The 20045-nt window shown below is 71.1% G+C and carries 17 protein-coding genes; 7 read left to right on the top strand and 10 right to left on the bottom strand.

Annotated elements, in window-relative coordinates; all coding sequences use genetic code 11:
- Positions 1 to 50: 50 nt before the first annotated feature.
- Positions 51 to 1043 carry a GlxA family transcriptional regulator gene (locus tag ACH492_RS16065; RefSeq protein ID WP_398986881.1) on the top strand — a complete coding sequence of 331 codons (993 nt, stop codon included), beginning with the start codon at positions 51 to 53 and terminating at the stop codon, positions 1041 to 1043.
- 47 nt (positions 1044 to 1090) lie between these two features.
- Here ACH492_RS16065 and ACH492_RS16070 read toward each other — a convergent pair whose 3' ends face one another.
- From ACH492_RS16070 to ACH492_RS16080, 3 genes are all read right to left on the bottom strand, one after another.
- The gene (locus tag ACH492_RS16070) at positions 1091 to 2140 is read right to left on the bottom strand and encodes a Zn-dependent alcohol dehydrogenase (protein WP_398986883.1); all 1050 of its coding nucleotides are present in this window, start codon (positions 2138 to 2140) and stop codon (positions 1091 to 1093) included.
- Positions 2137 to 3345, bottom strand: a complete 1209-nt coding sequence (locus tag ACH492_RS16075) for an acyl-CoA dehydrogenase family protein (RefSeq protein ID WP_398986885.1) — start codon at positions 3343 to 3345, stop codon at positions 2137 to 2139. Before ACH492_RS16075 ends, ACH492_RS16070 begins: the two co-directional genes overlap by 4 nt.
- Positions 3346 to 3665: 320 nt before the next feature.
- Complete coding sequence (locus ACH492_RS16080; RefSeq protein ID WP_398986887.1) at positions 3666 to 4577, bottom strand: SDR family NAD(P)-dependent oxidoreductase; 912 nt, start codon at positions 4575 to 4577, stop codon at positions 3666 to 3668.
- Positions 4578 to 4660: 83 nt separating this feature from the next.
- On the opposite strand from ACH492_RS16080, the gene ACH492_RS16085 reads away from it, so the two are divergent.
- Complete coding sequence (locus ACH492_RS16085) at positions 4661 to 5587, top strand: cyclase family protein (protein WP_398986888.1); 927 nt, start codon at positions 4661 to 4663, stop codon at positions 5585 to 5587.
- 8 nt (positions 5588 to 5595) lie between these two features.
- On the opposite strand, the gene ACH492_RS16090 is transcribed toward ACH492_RS16085, so the two are convergent.
- The 4 genes from ACH492_RS16090 to ACH492_RS16105 all read right to left on the bottom strand — a co-directional run bounded on the left by ACH492_RS16090 (position 5596) and on the right by ACH492_RS16105 (position 9720).
- Entirely contained in the window at positions 5596 to 6048 is a 453-nt protein-coding gene (locus ACH492_RS16090; protein ID WP_398986889.1) for an ATP-binding protein, read from the bottom strand.
- A gap of 413 nt (positions 6049 to 6461) precedes the next feature.
- A complete protein-coding gene (locus tag ACH492_RS16095; protein WP_398986891.1) occupies positions 6462 to 7388 on the bottom strand; it encodes an acyl-CoA dehydrogenase family protein in 927 nt (308 codons plus the stop codon).
- Positions 7388 to 8521 (bottom strand): acyl-CoA dehydrogenase family protein, encoded by a 1134-nt coding sequence (locus ACH492_RS16100; protein ID WP_398986893.1) that lies wholly within the window; start codon positions 8519 to 8521, stop codon positions 7388 to 7390. Before ACH492_RS16100 ends, ACH492_RS16095 begins: the two co-directional genes overlap by 1 nt.
- Positions 8521 to 9720 carry an amidohydrolase family protein gene (locus ACH492_RS16105; protein WP_398986895.1) on the bottom strand — a complete coding sequence of 400 codons (1200 nt, stop codon included), beginning with the start codon at positions 9718 to 9720 and terminating at the stop codon, positions 8521 to 8523. The genes ACH492_RS16100 and ACH492_RS16105 overlap by 1 nt, the downstream gene beginning before the upstream one ends.
- Before the next feature lie 142 nt (positions 9721 to 9862).
- On the opposite strand from ACH492_RS16105, the gene ACH492_RS16110 reads away from it, so the two are divergent.
- Positions 9863 to 11377, top strand: coding sequence for a class I adenylate-forming enzyme family protein (locus tag ACH492_RS16110; RefSeq protein ID WP_398986897.1), 1515 nt, complete (start codon positions 9863 to 9865; stop codon positions 11375 to 11377).
- Positions 11378 to 11524: 147 nt separating this feature from the next.
- Here the strand turns inward: ACH492_RS16110 and ACH492_RS16115 are convergent, their stop codons facing one another.
- Together ACH492_RS16115 and ACH492_RS16120 are read right to left on the bottom strand one after the other, a co-directional pair.
- A complete protein-coding gene (locus ACH492_RS16115) occupies positions 11525 to 12037 on the bottom strand; it encodes an EF-hand domain-containing protein (protein ID WP_398986899.1) in 513 nt (170 codons plus the stop codon).
- A gap of 113 nt (positions 12038 to 12150) precedes the next feature.
- Positions 12151 to 12525 carry an STAS domain-containing protein gene (locus tag ACH492_RS16120; RefSeq protein WP_398986901.1) on the bottom strand — a complete coding sequence of 125 codons (375 nt, stop codon included), beginning with the start codon at positions 12523 to 12525 and terminating at the stop codon, positions 12151 to 12153.
- A 199-nt stretch (positions 12526 to 12724) separates the two neighbouring features.
- Here ACH492_RS16120 and ACH492_RS16125 point away from each other — a divergent pair, with 199 nt between their 5' ends.
- From ACH492_RS16125 to ACH492_RS16135, 3 genes are all read left to right on the top strand, one after another.
- A complete protein-coding gene (locus tag ACH492_RS16125) occupies positions 12725 to 13306 on the top strand; it encodes a sigma-70 family RNA polymerase sigma factor (protein WP_398986903.1) in 582 nt (193 codons plus the stop codon).
- Entirely contained in the window at positions 13303 to 14628 is a 1326-nt protein-coding gene (locus tag ACH492_RS16130) for a maleylpyruvate isomerase N-terminal domain-containing protein (protein ID WP_398986905.1), read from the top strand. The genes ACH492_RS16125 and ACH492_RS16130 overlap by 4 nt, the downstream gene beginning before the upstream one ends.
- 543 nt (positions 14629 to 15171) lie before the next feature.
- The gene (locus ACH492_RS16135; protein WP_398986907.1) at positions 15172 to 15645 is read left to right on the top strand and encodes a carboxymuconolactone decarboxylase family protein; all 474 of its coding nucleotides are present in this window, start codon (positions 15172 to 15174) and stop codon (positions 15643 to 15645) included.
- Between the two features lie 261 nt (positions 15646 to 15906).
- On the opposite strand, the gene ACH492_RS16140 is transcribed toward ACH492_RS16135, so the two are convergent.
- Positions 15907 to 16212 (bottom strand): trypco2 family protein, encoded by a 306-nt coding sequence (locus tag ACH492_RS16140; RefSeq protein WP_398986909.1) that lies wholly within the window; start codon positions 16210 to 16212, stop codon positions 15907 to 15909.
- A 36-nt stretch (positions 16213 to 16248) separates the two neighbouring features.
- Between ACH492_RS16140 and ACH492_RS16145 the strand changes: the two genes are divergently transcribed.
- Positions 16249 to 20016 carry a tetratricopeptide repeat protein gene (locus tag ACH492_RS16145; RefSeq protein WP_398986911.1) on the top strand — a complete coding sequence of 1256 codons (3768 nt, stop codon included), beginning with the start codon at positions 16249 to 16251 and terminating at the stop codon, positions 20014 to 20016.
- The last annotated feature ends 29 nt before the right edge of the window (positions 20017 to 20045 follow it).

Here is a 20045-nt window from a genome sequence, read left to right on the forward strand (position 1 = left end):
GATCAACCGCAACGAGTGGCCCGGAGGACAGCGTTCGATAGGATCGGGCCATGGGTGATGTAAAGGGCATCAAGAGGCATCGGGTCGTCGTGCTGGCCCTGACCGGGCTGCTCCCCTTCGAGCTGGGCATTCCGCACCGGATCTTCGGCCGTGCCAAGGACGCGGACGGCCACCCCCTGTACGAGGTGGTCACCTGCTCGGTCCGGCCCGGCCCCGTCCGCACGGACGCCGACTTCGACATTCACGTCGAGCACGGCCCCGAAGCGCTGGCCACCGCCGACACCGTCGTCGTCCCCGCCTCGTACGAACTGGGGCCGGTCTACGAGGAGGGCCGGCTCACCGAAGAGCTGGCGGCCGCCCTCGCGCACATCCGGCCCGGCACCCGCATGGTCTCGATCTGCACCGGCGGTTATGTCCTCGCCGCAGCCGGGTTCCTCGACGGCCGGCCCGCCACCACCCACTGGTCCTCGGCCGAGCACTTCCAGCGGCTCTTCCCGTCCGTCAGGGTCGACGCGGACGTCCTCTTCATCGACGACGGTGACGTGCTCACCTCGGCGGGAGTCGCGGCCGGAATCGACCTGTGCCTGCACATCGTGCGGCGTGACCACGGCACGGCCGTCGCCAATGAGGTCGCGCGCCGTACGGTCGTTCCGCCGCACCGGGACGGCGGTCAGGCCCAGTACATCCACCGGCCCGTCCCCGAACCGCAGTTGGCGACCACCACCAGCGCGCGGGCCTGGGCGCTGAGCCGCCTCCACGAGCCGATCCAGCTGCGCGACATGGCTGACCAGGAGTCCATGTCGGTACGGACGTTCACGCGCCGCTTCCGCGAGGAGGCAGGCATCAGCCCCGGCCAGTGGCTGACGCGGCAGCGCGTGGAGCGGGCCCGGCATCTGCTCGAATCCACGGATCTCTCCGTCGATCAGGTGGCACGGGACGCGGGCTTCGGCACGGCGCAGTCGATGCGCCAGCACCTGCAGGCGGCGCTGGGCGTCCCGCCGACCGCGTACCGGCGCGCTTTCCGCGCCTCTGCTGGAGGGTGAGGCACTGGGGGTGCGGCACTGGGGGGTGCGGCACTGGGGCCCAGGGCTCAGAACGTCAGCACGCCGCGCGCCACCCGCCCGTGATGCGCGTCGTCCGCCGCCTTCGCGAAGTGCTCGATCGGGTAGATCTCGGTGACCAGTTCGTCCAGCAGTAGCCTGCCCTGCCGGTACAACTCGGCGTACAGGGCGATGTCGTGCTGCGGGCGCGAGGAGCCGTAACGGCAGCCCAGGATGGACTTGTCCAGGAACATCGCCGCCGGCACGAAGCTCGCTTCCGCCGTCGCCGCCGGCATGCCGAGGAGGATCGCCTGGCCGTGCCGGTCGAGCAGCTCGATCGCCTGCCGGATGAGCCCCACATGCCCGACGCACTCGAAGACATGGTCGGCGCCGGCCGGCAGGATCTCCCGTACGCCCTGTGCCGACGCGAGGAAGTCCGTCGCCCCGAACTGCCGGGCCACTGCCTCCTTCGCCGGGTTCGAGTCGACGGCGACGATCGCGGACGCGCCCGCGATCCGGGCGCCCTGTATGACGTTCAGGCCGATGCCGCCGGTGCCGATGACGACGACGGTGTCACCGCGGTCGACCATCGCGCGATTCAGTACGGCGCCCACCCCCGTCAACACCCCGCAGCCGATCAGCGCGGCCGAGGTGAGGGGCAGGTCGGCGGGGATCTTCACGGCCTGGACGGCCTTGACGATCGTGCGTTCCGCGAAGGCGGAGTTGGAGGCGAACTGGAAGAGCGGCTCACCGCCGCGGGAGAAGGGCCGACTGGGACGGCCGATCGCCTTGCGGCACATCGTGGGGCGGCCGCGGTCGCAGTCCGCGCACGCGCCGCAGTTGGCGAGGGTCGACAGCGAGACATGGTCGCCGGGCGCGACATGGCCGACGCCCGCGCCGACCGCCTCGACGACGCCCGCGCCCTCGTGCCCGAGCACGACCGGCACGGGGAAGGGAATCGTGCCGTCGATCACGGACAGGTCGCTGTGGCACAGCCCGGCGGCGGCGACGGCGACCAGCACCTCGCCGGGGCCCGGCTCCCGTATCTCCAGATCGTCGACGACCTGGGGCTGCGTGCCGTCGAAGACGACGCCTCTCATCGGGGCTCCCTCGGTAGGCCGAGCACCCGCTCGGCGATGATGTTGCGCTGGATTTCGTCCGAGCCGCCGTAGATGGTGTCGGCGCGGGTGAAGAGGAACAGGCTCTGGATGGCGTCGAGTTCGTACGGCCTCTCGCTGCTCCAGTCGTACGGGCCTGCGGCCGCGCTGGTGCCCTGTACGGCCATGGCGAGCTCGCCGAGCCGCTGGTGCCAGCCGCCCCAGAGCAGTTTGGCGACGCTGGGGGCGCCGGGGTCACTGGGGGCGCCTCGGTCGCCCGAACTGCCCAGGGTCCGCAGGGCGTTCCACCGCATGGTGCGCAGCTCGGCCCACTGCCGTACGAGCCGGTCGCGCAGCACAGGATCGCTGACCGCACCGCTGTCGACAGCCAGCCGCACGACCCGCGTCAACTCCTCGGCAAAGCCGATCTGTTGGACGAGAGTGGAGACCCCACGCTCGAATTCGAGCAGGCCCATGGCGACGCGCCAGCCGTTGCCCTCGCCGCCGACGACATGCTCGGCGCGGCCCTCGGCGCCGTCGAAGAAAACCTCGTTGAACTCGCTGGTTCCGGTCATCTGCCGGATCGGCCGTACGTCGATACGGCCCGGCTGGTCCATCGGGACGAGCAGGAACGACAGCCCGTGATGCCGCTGGGATCCCTCTTCGGTCCGTGCCAGTACGAAGCACCAGTCGGCGTCCTGCGCGAGGGAGGTCCAGATCTTCTGCCCGCTGATCCGGTAGACGTCCCCGTCGCGTACGGCCGCCGTCCGCACTCCGGCGAGGTCGGACCCTGCGTTCGGCTCGCTGTACCCCTGGCACCAGAGCTCGTCGCCGCGCGCGACGGCCGGCAGGAAGCGGTCCTGCTGCGCCTGGCTGCCGTACGCGATCACGGTGGGCGCGAGGAGGTTCTCCCCGATGTGCCCGAGGCGGCCGGGGGCGCCGGCGCGGGCGTACTCCTCGGCCCAGACGACCTGCTGGGTGAGGGTGGCCTGGCGGTTCCCGTACGCCCCGGTGTCCCAGCCGAGCCCGATCCATCCGTCGCGGCCGAGCTCCCGCTCCCAGGCGCGGCGCGCGTGGACTCGCTCGTGCTCGCTCCCGGGGCCTGCGAGGGGGGTGGCGGCGGCGAACTGACCGGTCATGTGGTCTCCGAGCCACGCGCGTGAGGCTTTGCGGAAGGCGTCGTCTGCGGGCCCGAACGCGAAGTCCACGTCTCCTCCAAGGAATTGAAGTTTCGCTACCCTCCCCCTACGCCCTGGCGGGCGTGGGGGGGGACCCCACTTCCCGAACTGGGGGCAAGCCCCCAGACCCGCCCCCTACGCCCTGCGGGCGTGGGGGGACCCCCAGTACGCCCTTCGGGCGTTGTCCTCAATCTCCCCCAGACTTCGTCCGGGGGGACCCCCAATGGGCTTGAACTTCCGCCGGGGCGAAATTCAAGCCCCGCCGGCGATTGAGGCGCGGGGCGCCGGCGCGGAGCCCCGAATCCAGCCCCGCCGGCGATTGAAGCGCGGGGTCCGGGGCCGGGCCCCGGCTAGCCGTTCGGGCGGTCCCTCCTCGCCGCCGCTCGCGCCATCTCCTCCAGGTGCGCCAGCATCGGCATCGGGTCCACCCCCACCGTTCCCGGCAGGAAGTCCGCGATCTTCTCCGGGGTCCATGCGCCCTCCGTGTAGCCCGCCCGGAGTTCCCTCGGCTGGGCCCACACCGCGATCTTCGGGCCGGCGATCGTGTAGACCTGGCCCGTGATCCGCTCCTCCCGGGCCCGTTCGGAGAGCAGGTACACCACCAGCGCCGCCACATCCTCCGGCTCGCCGATCTCCTTCAGCTCCATCGGGACGTTCGCGGACATGCGCGTACGGGCCACAGGGGCGATCGCGTTCGCCGTCACCCCGTACTTGTTCAGGCCCAGCGCCGCGCTCCGGACCAGGGAGATGATTCCGCCCTTCGCGGCGGAGTAGTTCGCCTGCGCCACACTGCCCTGGTGGTTGCCGCTGGTGAAGCCGATCAGCGTGCCCGTGCCCTGTTTGCGCATCACCGCGGACGCCGCGCGGAAGACCGTGAAGGTGCCCTTCAGGTGGGTGGCCACGACCGGGTCCCACTCCTCCTCCGACATGTTGAAGAGCATCCGCTCCCGCAGGATCCCGGCCACGCATACGACCCCGTCGATACGGCCGTACTCCGCGAGCGCGACGTCGATCAGTCGCTGCCCCCCGGTCATCGTCGCGATGTCGTCGGCCACCGCGACCGCCTCGCCGCCGGCCGCGACGATCTCCTTGACGACCGCCGACGCGACCTCCGACGTCGGCTCGCCGCCCTCGATCGAGACGCCGTAGTCGTTGACGACGACCCGCGCCCCCGCCGCCGCAGCGGCCAATGCCACCGCCCGGCCGATGCCGCGCCCGGCACCCGTCACGGCGACGACCTTGCCTGCCAAGAAGTTCCCCACGTCCGGCCCCTTCCCGCGGTTTCTGACGGACCGTTAGATTCTACGGTCAGTCAGATACCCGAGCACAAGCCCCAGGAGGCCCGATGTCACTCCCGGCCGAGTTCCACGAGATCGCCAAGCGCGTGAACAACTGGGGGCGTTGGGGCGCCGACGACGAGATGGGAACCCTGAACCTGATCACCGACGAGGTGGTGCGGGAAGCAGCCACGGCCGTCCGCGGCGGACGGAGAATCCCCCTCGCGCTGCCGCTCCACCAGGACGGTATCCAGACCGGCATGATTCCGGGGCGAGTCAACCCCCTCCACACCATGGTCCAGATCAACCAGGAGCTCTTCGGCCCCGGGACGGTCGCCACCAGCGACGACGCCGTGACCATGGGACTCCAGGCCGCCACCCACTGGGACGCCCTGACCCATGTCTCCCACTCGGGGAAGATCTACAACGGCCGCCCCGCCGACACCATCACGCCCCACACCCGGGCCCAGTACAGCGGCATCGACAAGGCCCCGCACATCGTCTCGCGTGGCGTGCTCCTCGACGTCGCGCGCGCCAAGGGTCTCGACCGGCTGCCCGGCAATCACGCCGTCACGCCCGAGGACCTGGACGAGGCCGCCGAGTTCGCCGGCCTGACAGTCGAACCCGGTGACATCGTTCTCGTACGGACCGGACAGCTGCAGGTCGCTCTCGTCGGCGACAAGCACGGCTACGGATATCCGTCCCCGGGCCTGTCCGTACGCACCCCCGAGTGGTTCCACGCCCACGACGTCGCCGCCGTCGCGAACGACACCCTCACCTTCGAGATCTTCCCGCCGGAGATCGAAAGCCTCTGGCTGCCCGTGCACGCCCTCGACCTCGTCGAGATGGGCATGCTCCAGGGACAGAACTGGAATCTGGAGGACCTGTCCACAGCCTGTGCGGAGGAGAGGCGGTACACGTTCCTGCTCTCCGCAATGCCCGAGCCCTTCGTCGGCGGTACCGGAACCCCCGTCGCCCCGGTCGCGATCCTGTGAGGCCCGCCCTACGGCGCGGTGACGAAGCCCCGCACCACCGGCTCGTACGCGATCTCCGGCGCACCCCTGTCCACCTCGCACCAGATGGACTTGCCCGCGCCCTCCGGCTGCCAGCCCCACCGGTCGGCAAGGCCGTCGACCAGCTCGAGCCCGCGGCCGTTGGTGTCATCACCCTCGGCGTGGCGCGGCTTCGGCGGGCAGGCGCTGATGTCGGCGACCTCCACCCGTACGGTCCCGGCCTCCGCCGCACCCGCGCCGAAGAGCATCCGCAGCACCGCTGGACAGCCGGTGTGCACGACCGCGTTGGTGACCAGCTCCGAGATCAGCAGGATCAGCGTGTCGGCCAGTGGCTCGTCGTCCCCTATGCCTGACCCGGCGAGCCGCGAACGGGCCCACCTCCGGGCGCGTCCCACCTCCGCGGGGTCGGGCCCGACTTCCAACTGAACCAGAAGCACCTGCACCGCTCACACCATCCGAACCGGCGGACACATCGCCTCGCGCCTCGACAAGGTCCTCAACCAGGTCACCGAACGTGACTCCCTTGCAAGACAGCATGGTTGACGTACAGTCACCGCAACAAGCGCTTCGGGCATATTCCAGCGCGAAGGAGTACCCGTGGTGCATACTGTGCGACGCACGTTGCGGGGAGTCGAACAGAGGCTCGCAGCACGCGCGCGCACCGGGTGAACGGCGCGCATTCCCGGGCCCGGAGTCGCCGCACCGGCAACACCGTGACAACCCTGCCTCGGAACCACTCGCATCCCACGGAGGGTACCGGAGCAGGTCCCCGACTCCGGGCCGTGACGAGTCGCTCGAAGGACACAACCCGGTATCGACGCCCGTACCCGACAAACGGTCAACGCTCGGTGACGCTTCAGAGTGCTGAGGCCAATGCATCCGCCTGGATCGCCTCCGCCTCCGCCCCCGTGAGCCACATCTGCGCGCGCAGCCAGGCCCGCTTGAGGTGCAGATGCACGTCCGCCTCCCAGGTGAAGCCCATTCCGCCGTACACCTGGAGGCAGTCTCGTGCGCCCTGGACCGCGGCCTCGTCGGCGAGCAGTTTGGCGCCGGCGATCTCGGTGAAGTCCTCGGTGACGGCCGCCGCGTAGACGGCGGCACGGGCCACCTCCGTGCGTACGAGCATCTGGGCACACAGGTGCTTGACTGCCTGGAAGCCACCGATGGGCTGCCCGAACTGTTCGCGGTCCTTGGCGTATTGCACGGCCGTCTCGGTGGTGCGGGCCGCGCTGCCGAGCTGCTCCGCCGCGGTGAGGAGCACGGCGTCCGGACGCGGCGGGGCCTTCGGGGTCCCGCCCGGGATCCGGTGCAGCGGAGTGAGCGGGTCCATGGACCGTACGGGCCGGGCCGACGGCAGGTCCTTCGGGTACCCGGCCCGCATCGAGGTGCCATGGATGACGACGACGGCGTCCGCGTCGGCGAAGTGCGGGACCAGGGCGCGCAGTTGGGTGGCACAGGTGATCACACGCGTGCCGTCCGCGGCGCCCGGCAGGCCGCCGCACGCGGCCAGATGGGTCGCCACGAGCGGCCCGTTCAGCAGCGCCCGGCCCGCCTCCTCGAAGATCAGGACCGCCTCGGGCAGGCCGAGCCCCACCCCGCCCTCCTGCTCCGGCAGCCGCAGCGAGAAGAACCCGGCCGCGCCGAGCTCCCGCCACAGCTTCCGGTCGACCGTGCCCTCGTGGTCCACGGCGGCCCTGAGGGCATCACGCCCGAAGCGGCCGGCCAGCAGCTCCCGTACACCTCTTCGCAGCGCGCGCTGGTCGTCCGTCAACTGGAAGTCCATCAGCGCCCCTTCGGGAGGCCGAGGATCCGCTCGGCGACGATGTTCCGCTGGATCTGAGAGGTGCCCGCCGCGATGGTGTACGAGAGGGAGGAGAGCCGGTCCGCGGTCCACTCCCGGTCGAGGTCGAAGGCGTCGGGTCCGAGTACCTCGGCGGCCGTGTCGTACAGCTCCTGGCGTGCGTGCGAGTAGCGGAGCTTGAAGACCGAGCCGCCGATGCCGGGTACGCCGCCCGTCCTCTGGGACTCGCTGACGTTCCACTGGGTGAGCCGCCACAAGGCGCGGAACTCGGCATTCAGGCGGCCAAGCCTGCGGCGCAGCACCAGGTCGTCCCAGGTGCCGTTCGCGCGGGCGGCGGCGGCCAGTTCGCCCAGTGTGCGGCGGCAGGCGACGACCTCGCCGACGAAGGCGGTGCCGCGCTCGAAGGAGAGGGTGACCATGGTGACGCGCCAGCCGTCGTTCTCCCTGCCGACCCGGTCCGCGACCGGCACCCGGACCTCGTCGAGGAACATCTCCGCGAACTCCGCCGACCCGGCCAGCGTCCGCAGCGGTCGTACGGTGATCCCGGGCGCGTCCATCGGCATGGCGAGCCAGGTGATGCCGCGGTGCTTGGGCGCCTCGGGATCGGTCCGTACGAGCAGCTCGCACCAGTCGGCGACCTCGGCGTGCGAGGTCCAGATCTTGGAGCCGGTGACGACGTACGAGTCGCCGTCCCGGACAGCCCTTGTACGCAGCGACGCCAGATCGGAGCCCGCGTCGGGCTCGCTGAAGCCCTGGCACCACACCTCGTCGCCGCGCAAGACGGGCGGCAGCCAGCGGGCGCGCTGCTCGGCCGTGCCCTCCGCGGCGATGGTGGGGCCCGCGTGCAGCAGCCCGACGAAGTTCGCGCCGACGTAGGGCGCGCCGGCCAGCTCCGTCTCCTCCAGGAAGATCAGCCGCTGGGTCGGGGGCGCGTCCCAGTGCACTTCGCCGTACCCGGCGTCGTACAGCATCCGCTGCCAGGTGGTGTCGTACGCACGCCGCCCGGGCCAGTCCAGCGGGCCGGGCTTCGCGGGCAGCTTCGGCAGCGACACGGCCAGCCATTCGCGCAGCCGTGCCCGGAAGTCCTCTTCCTCGACGGTGTACGTGAGGTCCACTACCGGTCCAGGTCCAGGTCCAGGTCGAGCATGCGGATCGCGTTGCCGCGCATCAGCTTGTAGACCGTCTCGTCGTCCAGGCCCTTCATGTGGTCGAGGGCGACTTCCTTGGTGTGCGGGAAGGTCGAGTCGACATGCGGGTAGTCGGTCTCGAAGGTGGCGTTGTCGCGGCCGACGACGTCCAGCGAGGCGACCCCGTGCTTGTCGCGGAAGAAGCAGCAGAACATCTGCCGGTAGTAGTACGTGGAGGGCGGCTCGGGTATGAGGTCGCGCACCCCGCCCCACGCCCGGTGTTCCTCCCACACATCGTCGGCGCGCTCCAGGGCGTACGGAATCCAGCCCATCTGGCCCTCGCTGTACGCCAGCTTCAGCCGCGGGAACTTCACCAGCACGCCGCTGAAGAGGAAGTCCATCATCGAGGCCATGGCGTTGTTGAAGCTGAGGGACGCCTGCACGGCGGGCGGCGCGTCCGGCGACGCGGCAGGCATCTGGGAGGACGACCCGATGTGCATGTTCACGACCGTGCCGGTCTCCTGGCAGATCGCGAAGAACGGGTCCCAGTAGCCGGAGTGGATCGACGGCAGCCCGAGATGGGTCGGGATCTCGGAGAAGGTCACGGCCTTCACACCGCGCGCGGCGTTGCGCCTGATCTCCGCCACCGCCAGGTCGATGTTCCACAGCGGGATGATGCACAGCGGAATGAGCCGGCCGCCGCTGTCCCCGCACCACTCCTCGACCATCCAGTCGTTGTAGGCGCGTACGCAGGCGAGCGCGACCTCCTTGTCGTGCGCCTCCGCGAAGGTCTGCCCGCAGAAGCGCGGGAAGGTCGGGAAGCAGAGCGAGGCTTCGACATGGTTGAGGTCCATGTCCTTGAGGCGTTCCTTGGGGTCCCAGCAGCCGGGCCGCATCTGCGCGCGGGTGATGCCTTCGAGGGTCATGTCGTCGCGGTCGAACCCGACGGCGGCGATATTGCGCTTGTACGGGAACTTGAGGTCCTCGTAGATCCACCAGTCGGTCGGCGGGCCATCGGGATCCATCGTGATCTGGTACTTGCCCGCGATGTACGCGAGCTCGCCGATGCCCGCGGTCAGCGGCCTGGGCCCGCGGTCCTGGTACTTGGCGGGCAGCCAGGTCTCGAAGAGGTGGGCCGGCTCGATCACATGGTCGTCGACGCTGATGATCCGAGGCAGTTCGGTCATGGTGTCCCCTACGAGAGTTTCTGATGGCCCGTCAGAAATCAGGCTAGCCCCGCACCCCTGGACCGACAAGGCGGTGAGCCCTACGCTCTCCGCACGATCTGACTACCCGTCAGAAATGCGTCGGCCATGGAGGGATACGGGCATGACCGAGACCCCACACGCACTGGGCGAATCGCGCACACTCTGGGAACTCGTCCAGCGCAGGGCGGCCCTCACCCCGGACCGGCCCGTGCTCCTCCAGGACGACCGCGCCCTCACGTTCGGCGCCCTGCGGGACCGCTCCGAGCGGGTCGCAGCCGGGCTGTGGGAGCTGGGCGTACGACCCGGCAGCGTGGTCGCCTGGCAGCTGCCCACGCGGATCGAGACGGCGCTGCTCTCCTTCGCGCTGGCCCGCATCGGAGCCGTACAGTCGCCGGTCATCCCCTTCTACCGGGACCGCGAGGTCGGCTTCGCGCTACGGGAGTCGAAGGCCGCCTTCTTCGCCGTGCCGGGCACCTGGCGCGGCTTCGACCACACCGGCATGGCACGCCGCCTCGCGCTGGAACTCCCCGAACCGCCGCTGGTCTTCGATACGTACGACACCCTGCCCGACGCCGACCCCGCGGTGCTGCCGCCGCCGCCCGCCTCCGGGACGGACGTACGGTGGATCTACTGGACCTCCGGCACCACATCGGACCCCAAGGGCGTGCTGCACACCGACCGATCGCTGATCGCGGGCGGCTCCTGCCTCGCGCACGCGCTGCACCTGTCGTCCGACGACGTCGGCTCGATGGCCTTCCCCTTCGCGCACATCGCCGGGCCCGACTACACGGTGATGCTGCTGCTGTACGGCTTCCCCGCGGTGATGTTCGAGCACTTCGCGCTGCCCGAAGCGCTGGAGGGCTACCGCAGACACGGCGTCACGGTCGCGGGCGGCTCCACCGCGTTCTACTCGATGTTCCTCGCCGAGCAGCGTAAACAGCCGGAGCGCAAGCTGATCCCCGGTCTGCGGCTGCTGGCCGGGGGCGGGGCGCCCAAGCCGCCGGAGATCTACCATGCCGTCGTACGCGAGATGGGCTGCCAACTCACCCACGGCTACGGCATGACCGAAGTCCCCATGATCACCATGGGCGCGCCCGACGACACCGCGCACAACCTCGCCACGACGGAGGGGCGGCCGCCGGCGGGCATGGAGATACGGATCGTCGACGGCGAGGTGCGGCTGCGCGGCGAGGCGGTCTGCCGGGGCTATCTGGATCCGGCGCAGAGCGCCGCGGCCTTCGACGGCGAGGGGTTCTTCATCACCGGCGACCTGGGGCACCTCACCGATTCCGGGCATCTGGTCCTCACCGGCCGGCTCAAGGACGTCATCATCCGCAAGGGCGAGAACATCTCCGCGAAGGAGATCGAGGACCTGCTGCACGAACACCCGGCGATCGCGGACGTGGCGGTGATCGGGCTGCCGGACTCGGAGCGCGGCGAGCGGGTGTGCGCGGTGGTGGTTGAAGAGGGGGACGGCGCCGGGGGGTTGAGCCTCGGCGCGGTCACGGAGTATCTGCGGGGGCGGGGGCTTTCGGTGCACAAGCTGCCTGAACAGCTGGAGATCACGGATGCGTTGCCGCGGAACGAGACGCTGCGGAAGGTACTGAAGTACAAGCTGCGGGAGCGGTACGCCTGAGGTACGCCTTGTCCTCAATCTCCCCCAGACTTCGTCCGGGGGACCCCCGACGGGCTTGAAAATCAAGCCCGTCCGGCGATTGAGGACAAAACCCGGCCTGTCCGGCGATTGAGGACCGGGGTCCGGGGCGGAGCCCCGGCGGGCGGCCTACGGTTCGGGCGTGACGTAGTACGACGCGAAGGCGGAGAGGATCTCCTCCTCGCTGATCCGGCCGTCGCCGTCCGCATCCAGCGCCGCCGCCACCTTCACCGCGACGTCGGCCTGCACGCCGAGCACCCGCAGCACCCGCTCGGCGGCCGACGGGATCACGCCGCCGCCGTCCTCGTCGGCGATGGCGATCACGGCATGAAGGAAGGGGCGGGCGATCTCGGCGAACCGCTGGGGGTTGTCGCGCAGTCTCTTCACCGCACCCGTGATGAACTCCTGGCGGGTGACCCGCTGGTCGCCGTCCACATCCGCGATCCCGGCCATGCCCTGCCAGAACGCCTCCGCACCGCTGTACAGGGCCTGGCCCTTGTCGCAACGTGCGGTCGTGTCGAACTCGGCGAGCAGGGCCGCGGCGGCCCCGCTGAAGTCCTCACGGTCGATATAGCCATTGCCGTCCTGGTCGAAGGCGGCGAAGCGGGAAGCGATCTTGCGCTCGTACTCTGCGCTGTCCATGCGGCGAGGGTACGGCCCCGGACGCTGACGCGTGCAAGTACCCAGCCAATTACGTGACGGAGACATCCGGGCGACGGCCTGGTGACGGACAGACAGTCACCCGGCGACTACGGTCAGGCGGAGAGGGGCTCGGCCTTCTCGTCGGTGGCCGAGCCGGCGTCCGCGTACACCTCGAAGAGACGGCGCACCCCGAGGGCCGCCAGCACCCGGTTGACGTGCGATCCTTCCTCGGCGCCGCGGGCGGGCAGGATCAGCCGGAGCCTGCCCTGGCAGGAGCGCAGCAGGCGGCGGGCGGCGATCAGCTGGCCGACGCCGCTGGAGTCGCAGAAGAGCACCTCGGAGAGGTCGAGCACCAGATCCCGGCGGCCGACGGCGACCGCGTCATGGACATGCTGGCGGATCGCCGGCGAGGAGACGAGATCGAGCTCGCCGCAGACGTGCAGCACCGTCCATGCGCCCTGCCGGGTCTCGTCCACCTTGAGCATCACGACCCGACCTTTCCTCGTACCGGAATCCGTGCTTCCTGTCGCAACTGCCCAGCCGTCCTCGCGCGAAACACAGACCGTGAGGCTCCTACCATCCCGGGGCGCCTCGGGAGGCGCTCTTGCCGCAAAGGGTCGTGCGTTCGCGGCCGCGCGCATTACATTCGAAGAGGCGACAGGCACAGGGGCAAGGCTTGGGGGCCGCATGGCAAAGGACGCACCACCGCGCTGGGACCGCAAAATGCAGCAGCGGCTCTCGCGCGGAGAGGCCGCCGCGCTCGGGGAGCTGTACGACAGGTTCGCGTCGCTCGTGCACATGCTCGCCCACCGGGTTCTCGACGACGACGAGGCCGCCGACCAGGTCACCCGCGAGGTCTTCGGCTACATCTGGGAGAACCCCGACGCGTACGACCCCAAGCAGGGGTCGATGCGCTCCTGGGTGGCGAAGATCACAAACAGCCAGGCGGTGTACCGGCTGCGGAAGACCGAGGCCGCCGCGCTGGCGGAAAGCGGCGAGGGCACGACGGAGGAGCTGGAGCAGAAGGTGCGCAGGGCGGCGGTCGCGGCCCGCGCCGATTACATCGTGACCTCCATGCCGGCGCCGCTGCGTGCCGCGCTGGAACTCGCGTACTTCCAGCGCAGGGACTACCGCCAGACCGCGGCCGACCTCGGGGTCACCGAGGACGAGGCCAGGCGCCGGCTGCGGCTCGGCCTCCAACTGCTGTCCACCGCCAACACACGCCCGCTGGAGGGCTCGTCCCCGCCCGGATACGGACGCTCCTTGTGAACGGCCCGCTGGACGGCGGCCACGACGACGGCCGCGACGGGATGCGGGGCGCGCCGCGTATACCGGGGCCGCGGTCGGCGGCGGACAATCTGGACGCGCTTGACGTGCCCGCGCGCCTGCTGCCCGAAGCGGCTGCCCCGGAGCCCGAATTGCCGCCCGAGACAGGCGGCGGAACGGTCGGCCGAACTGGCGATGGGACGGGCGATGGACCGCGCAAGGGCGAACGCCGGTCCCACAGCGTGCTGAAGTCCCTGCTCGGCGCATGGGCGCTGTCCGCCTGCTCAGCCGAGGAGACCGCGGCCGTCGAGGAGCACCTCGGCGACTGCGCGCCCTGCGCGGAAGAGGCCCTGCGGCTGCGTGACGCCGTCGCGCTGCTGCACACCGACCGGGACCTGGACCTCGACCCGCTGCTGCGGTTCCGCGTCCTTGAGAACTGCCTGGTTCGCAGGCCCGCCCGTATCCCGGTGCCCACCTGGGCGAATCCGTACGACGCCGAGACCGCGCGGCTCGACGCGCTGCTGCGGGACATCGGCGAGTCGGAGTGGCATGCGCCTGTGCGCCTCAAGTGGTTCGAGGGCGAGCGGCAGGTGAGCCGCCGGACGACCGTGGCCGGGGTGATCGCGCATCTGATGACCGTCGACGGTCTGGTCGCGGGCACCCTGGGTCTGGACGATCCGCTCGGACCGAACGCGCCGAGAGTGCCGACCGAGCGCACCGAAGCTTTCTGGAGCACGGCCGACCGGCCGCCCACCCGCACCATCCGCGAGCCGTGGCGCGACCAGAGCCACACGCTCATCCGCACGGTGTCCTTCGCGGGCCGCGGAGTCGCCGAACTGTCCGTCTCGTACGGCGACTTCGCCCTGCCACTGCAGGACTCCCTGCTGGACCGGGCCTTCGAGTGCTGGATGCACGCGGGCGACATCGCGAACGCGGTGGACTATCCGTACGAGCCGCCGAGCGGCTCCCATCTGCACCGGATGATCGACCTGGCGGCGCGGCTGCTGCCCGCGGCACTCGCCGACCGCAGACGCGCCGGCCTCGCCGGACCCGCGAAACATCTGGTCGCGGCGGGTGCGCCGGGCCGTTCGCTGCATCTGGAGGTCGAGGGCTCGGGCGGCGGGAACTGGTACATCGCGCTGGACTCCCCGGCGGCCGTCGGCTCCGCGGAACAGACGGTGGCCCAAGTGGCCCTGGACGGCGTGGAGTTCTGTCGCCTGCTGGCGGGCCATATCTCGCCGGAGGAGGCCGCGGCGGGCCAGGACGGGGACCGCGAGGCGATCCGGGACGTGCTGTTCGCGGCGGCGTCGCTGAGCAGGCTCTGACCTCCGTGCGTCAGCTGAGATCGCCTGACCTGGGTTGATGTTGTCGACGGCGGACAAACGCTCACAATGCGCGTGCAGACGTGCACTGAACTGGACGTCGCGCGACAGCTGGTCTTCTTGCCCCTCCTGAGCAGGGACACGATGGCGGCCGTGGTGCAGTCGGCCGGGCCCGGACGCACGGTATTTCCTGCGGGTAGTCGTCGGCGTTCCGAGGCATGACTGTGCCCTTCTCTTGGCGATGGGTTTGGGTGTGCATGCGAGCCGGTCAGCGGCCGGCTCAGGCGGGCCCGCCGACCGGCGACCCAGGCAGTTTCGTTTGGATCACCGGCGGATCAGAGGCAGATGCCCGCGCGTGGAGTCCGGGCCAGAAGGGGCGTCGGGGATCGTGGTGAGCGCGGCGACGCCTCGGCAGCGGTACGGAACGTCGTCGTGGGGCTGCGCCGCGGCGCGACAGTGAGACGCGCGTCACATGCGTCCATGTCACATCTCGCCGAGCTGTCCCGTCCAAGGGGTTAACCAGCAACAACGACACAGGAGTGCACCATGAATGCTCGGTTGAACCTCATGGCCAGCCCGGTCGCAGCCAAGGCCATGAAGCACATCATCTCTGCGAGCAAGGCGCTCGCGGACTCGACGCTGCCGTTCCTGACGCAGGAACTGGTGAAGCTCCGTGCCAGCCAGATCAACGGCTGCGCCGGCTGCATCGACATGCACACCAAGGACGCCGCCGCCGGCGGGGAGACCTCGGTGCGCCTCAACCTGGTCGCGGCCTGGCGGGAGGCCACGGTGTTCACCGATGCCGAGCGCGCCGCCCTGGAGCTGACGGAGCAGGGCACCCGCATCGCCGACGCGGCCGGTGGCGTCACGGACGAGGTCTGGGCGAATGCCGCCAAGCACTACGACGAGGACCAGCTCGCCGCCCTGGTGTGCGCCATCGCCCTCATCAACGCCTTCAACCGCGGGAACGTCATGGTCCAGCAGCCCGCCGGCGACTACCGGCCCGGCCAGTTCGCATAACGAGGGCGACCTCAACCGGTCAACGCATCACCCAGGTGTGGGTGGTGCGGGCCGGAGGTCGGTGTGGGGTTCTCGGACGAGCAGCTCACGGAGTTGTGGGAGCGGTGGCGGCGGGGTGAGCCGCGTCGGCGGAGGTGCTCCCCGCAGCGTCGAGCGCCGTGAGTGTGCGAAGGCCGCGGATGCCAAGACAGCGCGGGCACTTGCACGGACGGGCTCGTGCAGCCACCGGCCACAGGATCCCGTGCCGCGCGAGCCGCAGGTCTACTCCCCGCCCACCCGCACGTTCGGGTCCCCGTCGCGCCCCTGTGGCTTCAGCTCGATCTGGATCGTGTGCGTCGTGTCCCGCGCCGCCGTCCCGCCGGCGCCCGCCGTGACCACCCCGATCCGCAGCTCGGCCCTGCCGCTGCCCTCCCGCCTGACCTGCACCGCGAACTCCAGATTCACCCTCTCCACGCTGAATTTGAGATCGCGTCCCTCCCCGGCCCGCTGCGCCCGCTCCAGCTCGTCCCGGACCTGTCCGATCACCTCGGCGAGCCCGGCCACCGTGGCATCGTCACGCACAGCCATCGCGTCCCCCGTCTCCTGTAGTTATCGTTGAGCAGTATGAGGGAGCCGTTGCGTGCGTCCAACTCCTCTTCGCATGAGGAGAGTTGGCGGGTCTGTCTGCTGCGTACGCAAGACCGGGCGGGCCGTCCGCTGGGCGCCGGGGTGCTGCTTCCCGGGGGTCTGGTGCTCACCTGCGCCCATACGGTGCTGTCGCGCCCCGGCCAGGACGGTGCCCGCACCCCCTTCGACACCGTGTACGTGGACGGTCCCGGCGCCGCCCTGTCCGGTGACGGGCCGGGCCCCCTGCGCGCCCGGCTGCTGCGGGAGTATCTGGTCCTGCCCACCCCGCACTTCAGCGGCGACCTCGCCCTGCTCAAGCTGGATCACGAGCCGTCCGTGCCGCATGCCGTGCTGCACCGCCAGATCCCGGCGCGCAATGAGCCGGTGCACTTCACCGGCTACCCGGAGGACCTGCCGGGAGGCGAACATCTCGACGCCCGGCTGATGGGGCGCGGCGGGCCCGCACCCAAGCCCGAGTGGGTGCAGCTCGACACGGAGGGCTCCTCGTACGTCGTCCGGCACGGCTACAGCGGCAGCGGGGTCGTCCACAGCCGCTCACGCCGGCTCATCGGCATCGTGGCCCACCAGTTCGGCACTCCGCAGGCGCCCGTACGCCGTGAGCACGCGTACATGATCCCGACCGAGACCGTGCTGAAGTATCTGCCGCTGGAACGGCTCGGACTGACGGTCAACGGACCCCGTGCCGTCTCCCGCGAGGTGGCCGTCGCCCCCGACAGGACCGCCTCCGGCCGGGTCCCCGGCCTGCATCGCAGGCTGACCCGCTGGCTGGACGGCGCTTCGGACACCGACCCCGTCGAGCTGGCCTTCGCCGGTGAGGGGGAGCACGCGCTGCTGCACACCGTCCGCTCCGCCCTCACCCTCGCCGACCGGGAGCAGAGCCCGCCGTCCGCGTCCGCGAGTTCGGCGGGCGAACCGCAGGTGGGCAGCATCGACATCGCCGTCGACGCCACCAACCGCACCGCAGAGGAGCTCGCCGTCCACGCCGCCGACCGGATCGGCCTGGACGACCCGCCCCCGTCCCGTACACCCCACACCGAGCTGCTCGACCAGATCGCCGACGCGAGCCCGCCGCTGATCGCCGCCTTCCTCGCCGTCGACCGGTCCGCGTCGCCGGACGCGGAGATCGTGGCGCTGCTGCGCGCGCTGCTCGCCCGCGGCGACAGCCGGCTGCTGCTCGTCTTCAGCGACCCGCGCTCGCCGCTGCTCGCCCGGGTACGCACAGAGCTCCTGGAACCCGAGTGGCCCGACCGCCGCGCCGACCGGCTCGCCGCGCGTATCACCCGGCTCGCCGAGACGGAACAGCGCTTACGGCAGCTGCCCGGGCATCCGGCCACGGCGGGCCGGCCGGCACCGCGCCGCCCCGACGACCGGTCCCCACGGCTGCGCGGGCGGCTCCAACAGCTGTGCCGCGGCGGCCTCTTGTACGACTCGCCCGCCCTGCCGCACGAGCTGTTCCGGCTCGCCGTCGACATCGAGACGGCGCTGCTGGATGCCGAGGCGGCCGAGCTGGCCCTGGCCGGGCCGCTGGGCCCGCACGAGTTCGTCGTGGACCCGCCCGGAGACGGGCTCACCGATCTGCCGGTCGTCGCCGTGCGCGACCCGGACGCGCTCGTCACCGCACCGGCCGGGCCCCATCTGACGGGAGGCGACCGTCTGCACCAGCAGTACGAGGTCGTGGGCCCGATCGGCCAGGGCAGCCACGGGCAGGTGTATCTCGCCCGCGATCTGCTGCTCGACAACCGTCCGGTGGCGCTCAAGGGGATCCTCGACCCGGGAAACCCCGCGGCCGTTCTTCAGGCGCACCAGGAGCGGCTGCGGCTGGTCAGCCTCAACCATCCGTCCGTGATCCGGGTGGTCAACTACGCGCGTCATCCGTCGACTTCGGCGGAGTTCATCGTGATGGAGTTCGCCGACGGGGCGCCGCTGGAGTGGGTCGCGGCCCGGATCGCCCAGCACCGTCCGCCGTTCTCGGGGCCCCGGGTACGGGAGTTCATCGTCGTGTACGGGCTGCTCATCCTGGACGCGCTCAGCTATCTGCACGACCAGGAGGGCCTCGTCTACGGCGATCTGTCCCTCACCAACGTCCTGCACTGCGGCAACGGCATCAAACTCATCGACGTCGCGGGCGTCCGCAGGCCCGGCACGCCAGGACCGGTCAGCCACCGGCCGCCGGAGACCGGCCCCGCGGGCGAGATGACGACCGCGGGCGACCTCTACAGCGTCGGCGCGGTCCTCGGCTCGCTGCTCGCCAAGGCCCCCGCGCCGCCCGCCGACCTCGGCACCGGGTCGCTGGAGCGTGCGCTGCGGCGCGCCATGGCAAGCGATCCCAAGCGGCGTTACGCGTCCGCCCAGGAGATGGCCCTCCAACTGCGCGGTGTGTTGCGCGAACTGCGTTCCCTGCGGCTCGGCGAGGAGACCTTCGAGCCGTCCCCGCTCTTCGACCGGGCCGCGACCGCCCTGGACGGCCAGCTCGGCAAGGCCCCGCCGCTGAGCCGCTGGCGGGCAGGCGGCGCCGGCGGCCACCTCCTCGGCGCGGGGGTGCCCGACCCGGCCGAGGTGGCGGTGGCCCTGCCCATGCCCAAGCCGGACCAGCAGGACCCCAACTGGAAGGAGCTGCAGCGCACTTCGTACGCCGACCCGGCAGGTCTGCTCCAGCTCAGCGACGAGTGGCTGGCCTCCCCCGAGCTGCATCTGCTGCGCTGCCGTCTCCACCTGGAGCTCGCCCGCGACCAGATGCGCCTGGGGGCACCCCCAGCGGCAGCCGGGGCGGGTAGCCGGAGGAGGGACCAGCAACTGGTCGCCGCCGCCATGGAACTCGACCGGGCCCGCCGGCTGCTCGGCGAACGCGCGGAGTACGACTGGCGGCTCGACTGGCACCGGGGGCTCACCGAACTTGCCCACGGCCGACTGCACCGAGCCCTGACCTGCTTCGACGAGGTGTACTACGCCATCCCGGGCGAGTACGCGCCGAAGCTCGCCCTCGGCTACTGCCACGAGAGGCTGGCGGACGAAAGGCGCGGCGCGGATTACGACGGCGCTCCCGGGGCCTCTGCCCGGGAGGACCACGAGCAGCAGGCCATGCAGTTCTACGACGCGGTGTGGCGGCGCAACCACGCGCTCGGCAGCGCCGCCTTCGGACTCGCCCGCATTCATCTCGCCCGGCGCAGCCCGGATCTGGCCCTCGCATACCTGGACGGTGTGCCCCCCGACTCCCGGCACCGCACCGCGGCGCGCACGGCGATGGTCCGCATCCACGCCAGCCCGCCCGCGGACGGGAGCGCACCGACGGTGGCGTCGGCGGTGCGCGCGTACGCCGCGCTGCGCCGGCTGGTCAGCCATGAAGGGCTCACCGACCGACAGGCGTACGAACGGCTCACCACGGAGCTCCTGGAACTGCTCCTCGAACTGGTCGGCGCCGCACGGGAGAAGGCCGACCCGCTGACCGAGCTGCGCGCCTCGCTGCCGCCCGGGATGCCCGTCCCGGCCACCGAGCGGGTGCTGCGCGAGCAACTCTCCGCCAGCTACCGAAAGCTGGCCAAGCAGGTGCCGCGCACCGACCGCGCGGAGGACGCGACGCTCGCGGAGGCGCTGCTCGACAGCGCGTACCGGACCCGTCCGCTGGGTCTGAAGCACTACCGGGACCGGAACCCGGACCGGGATCCCGACCGGGACCGGGCGCCGCGGCCGCTGACCGCGTGGCTGCCCCGCCGCCCGCGGCTGCGCGGGCAGGGCGATGACGCATGAACGACCCGATTCGGCGGCTCCGTCCCGCG

It is taken from the genome of Streptomyces sp. NPDC019443 (assembly GCF_044389785.1).
GTDB lineage: Bacteria > Actinomycetota > Actinomycetes > Streptomycetales > Streptomycetaceae > Streptomyces.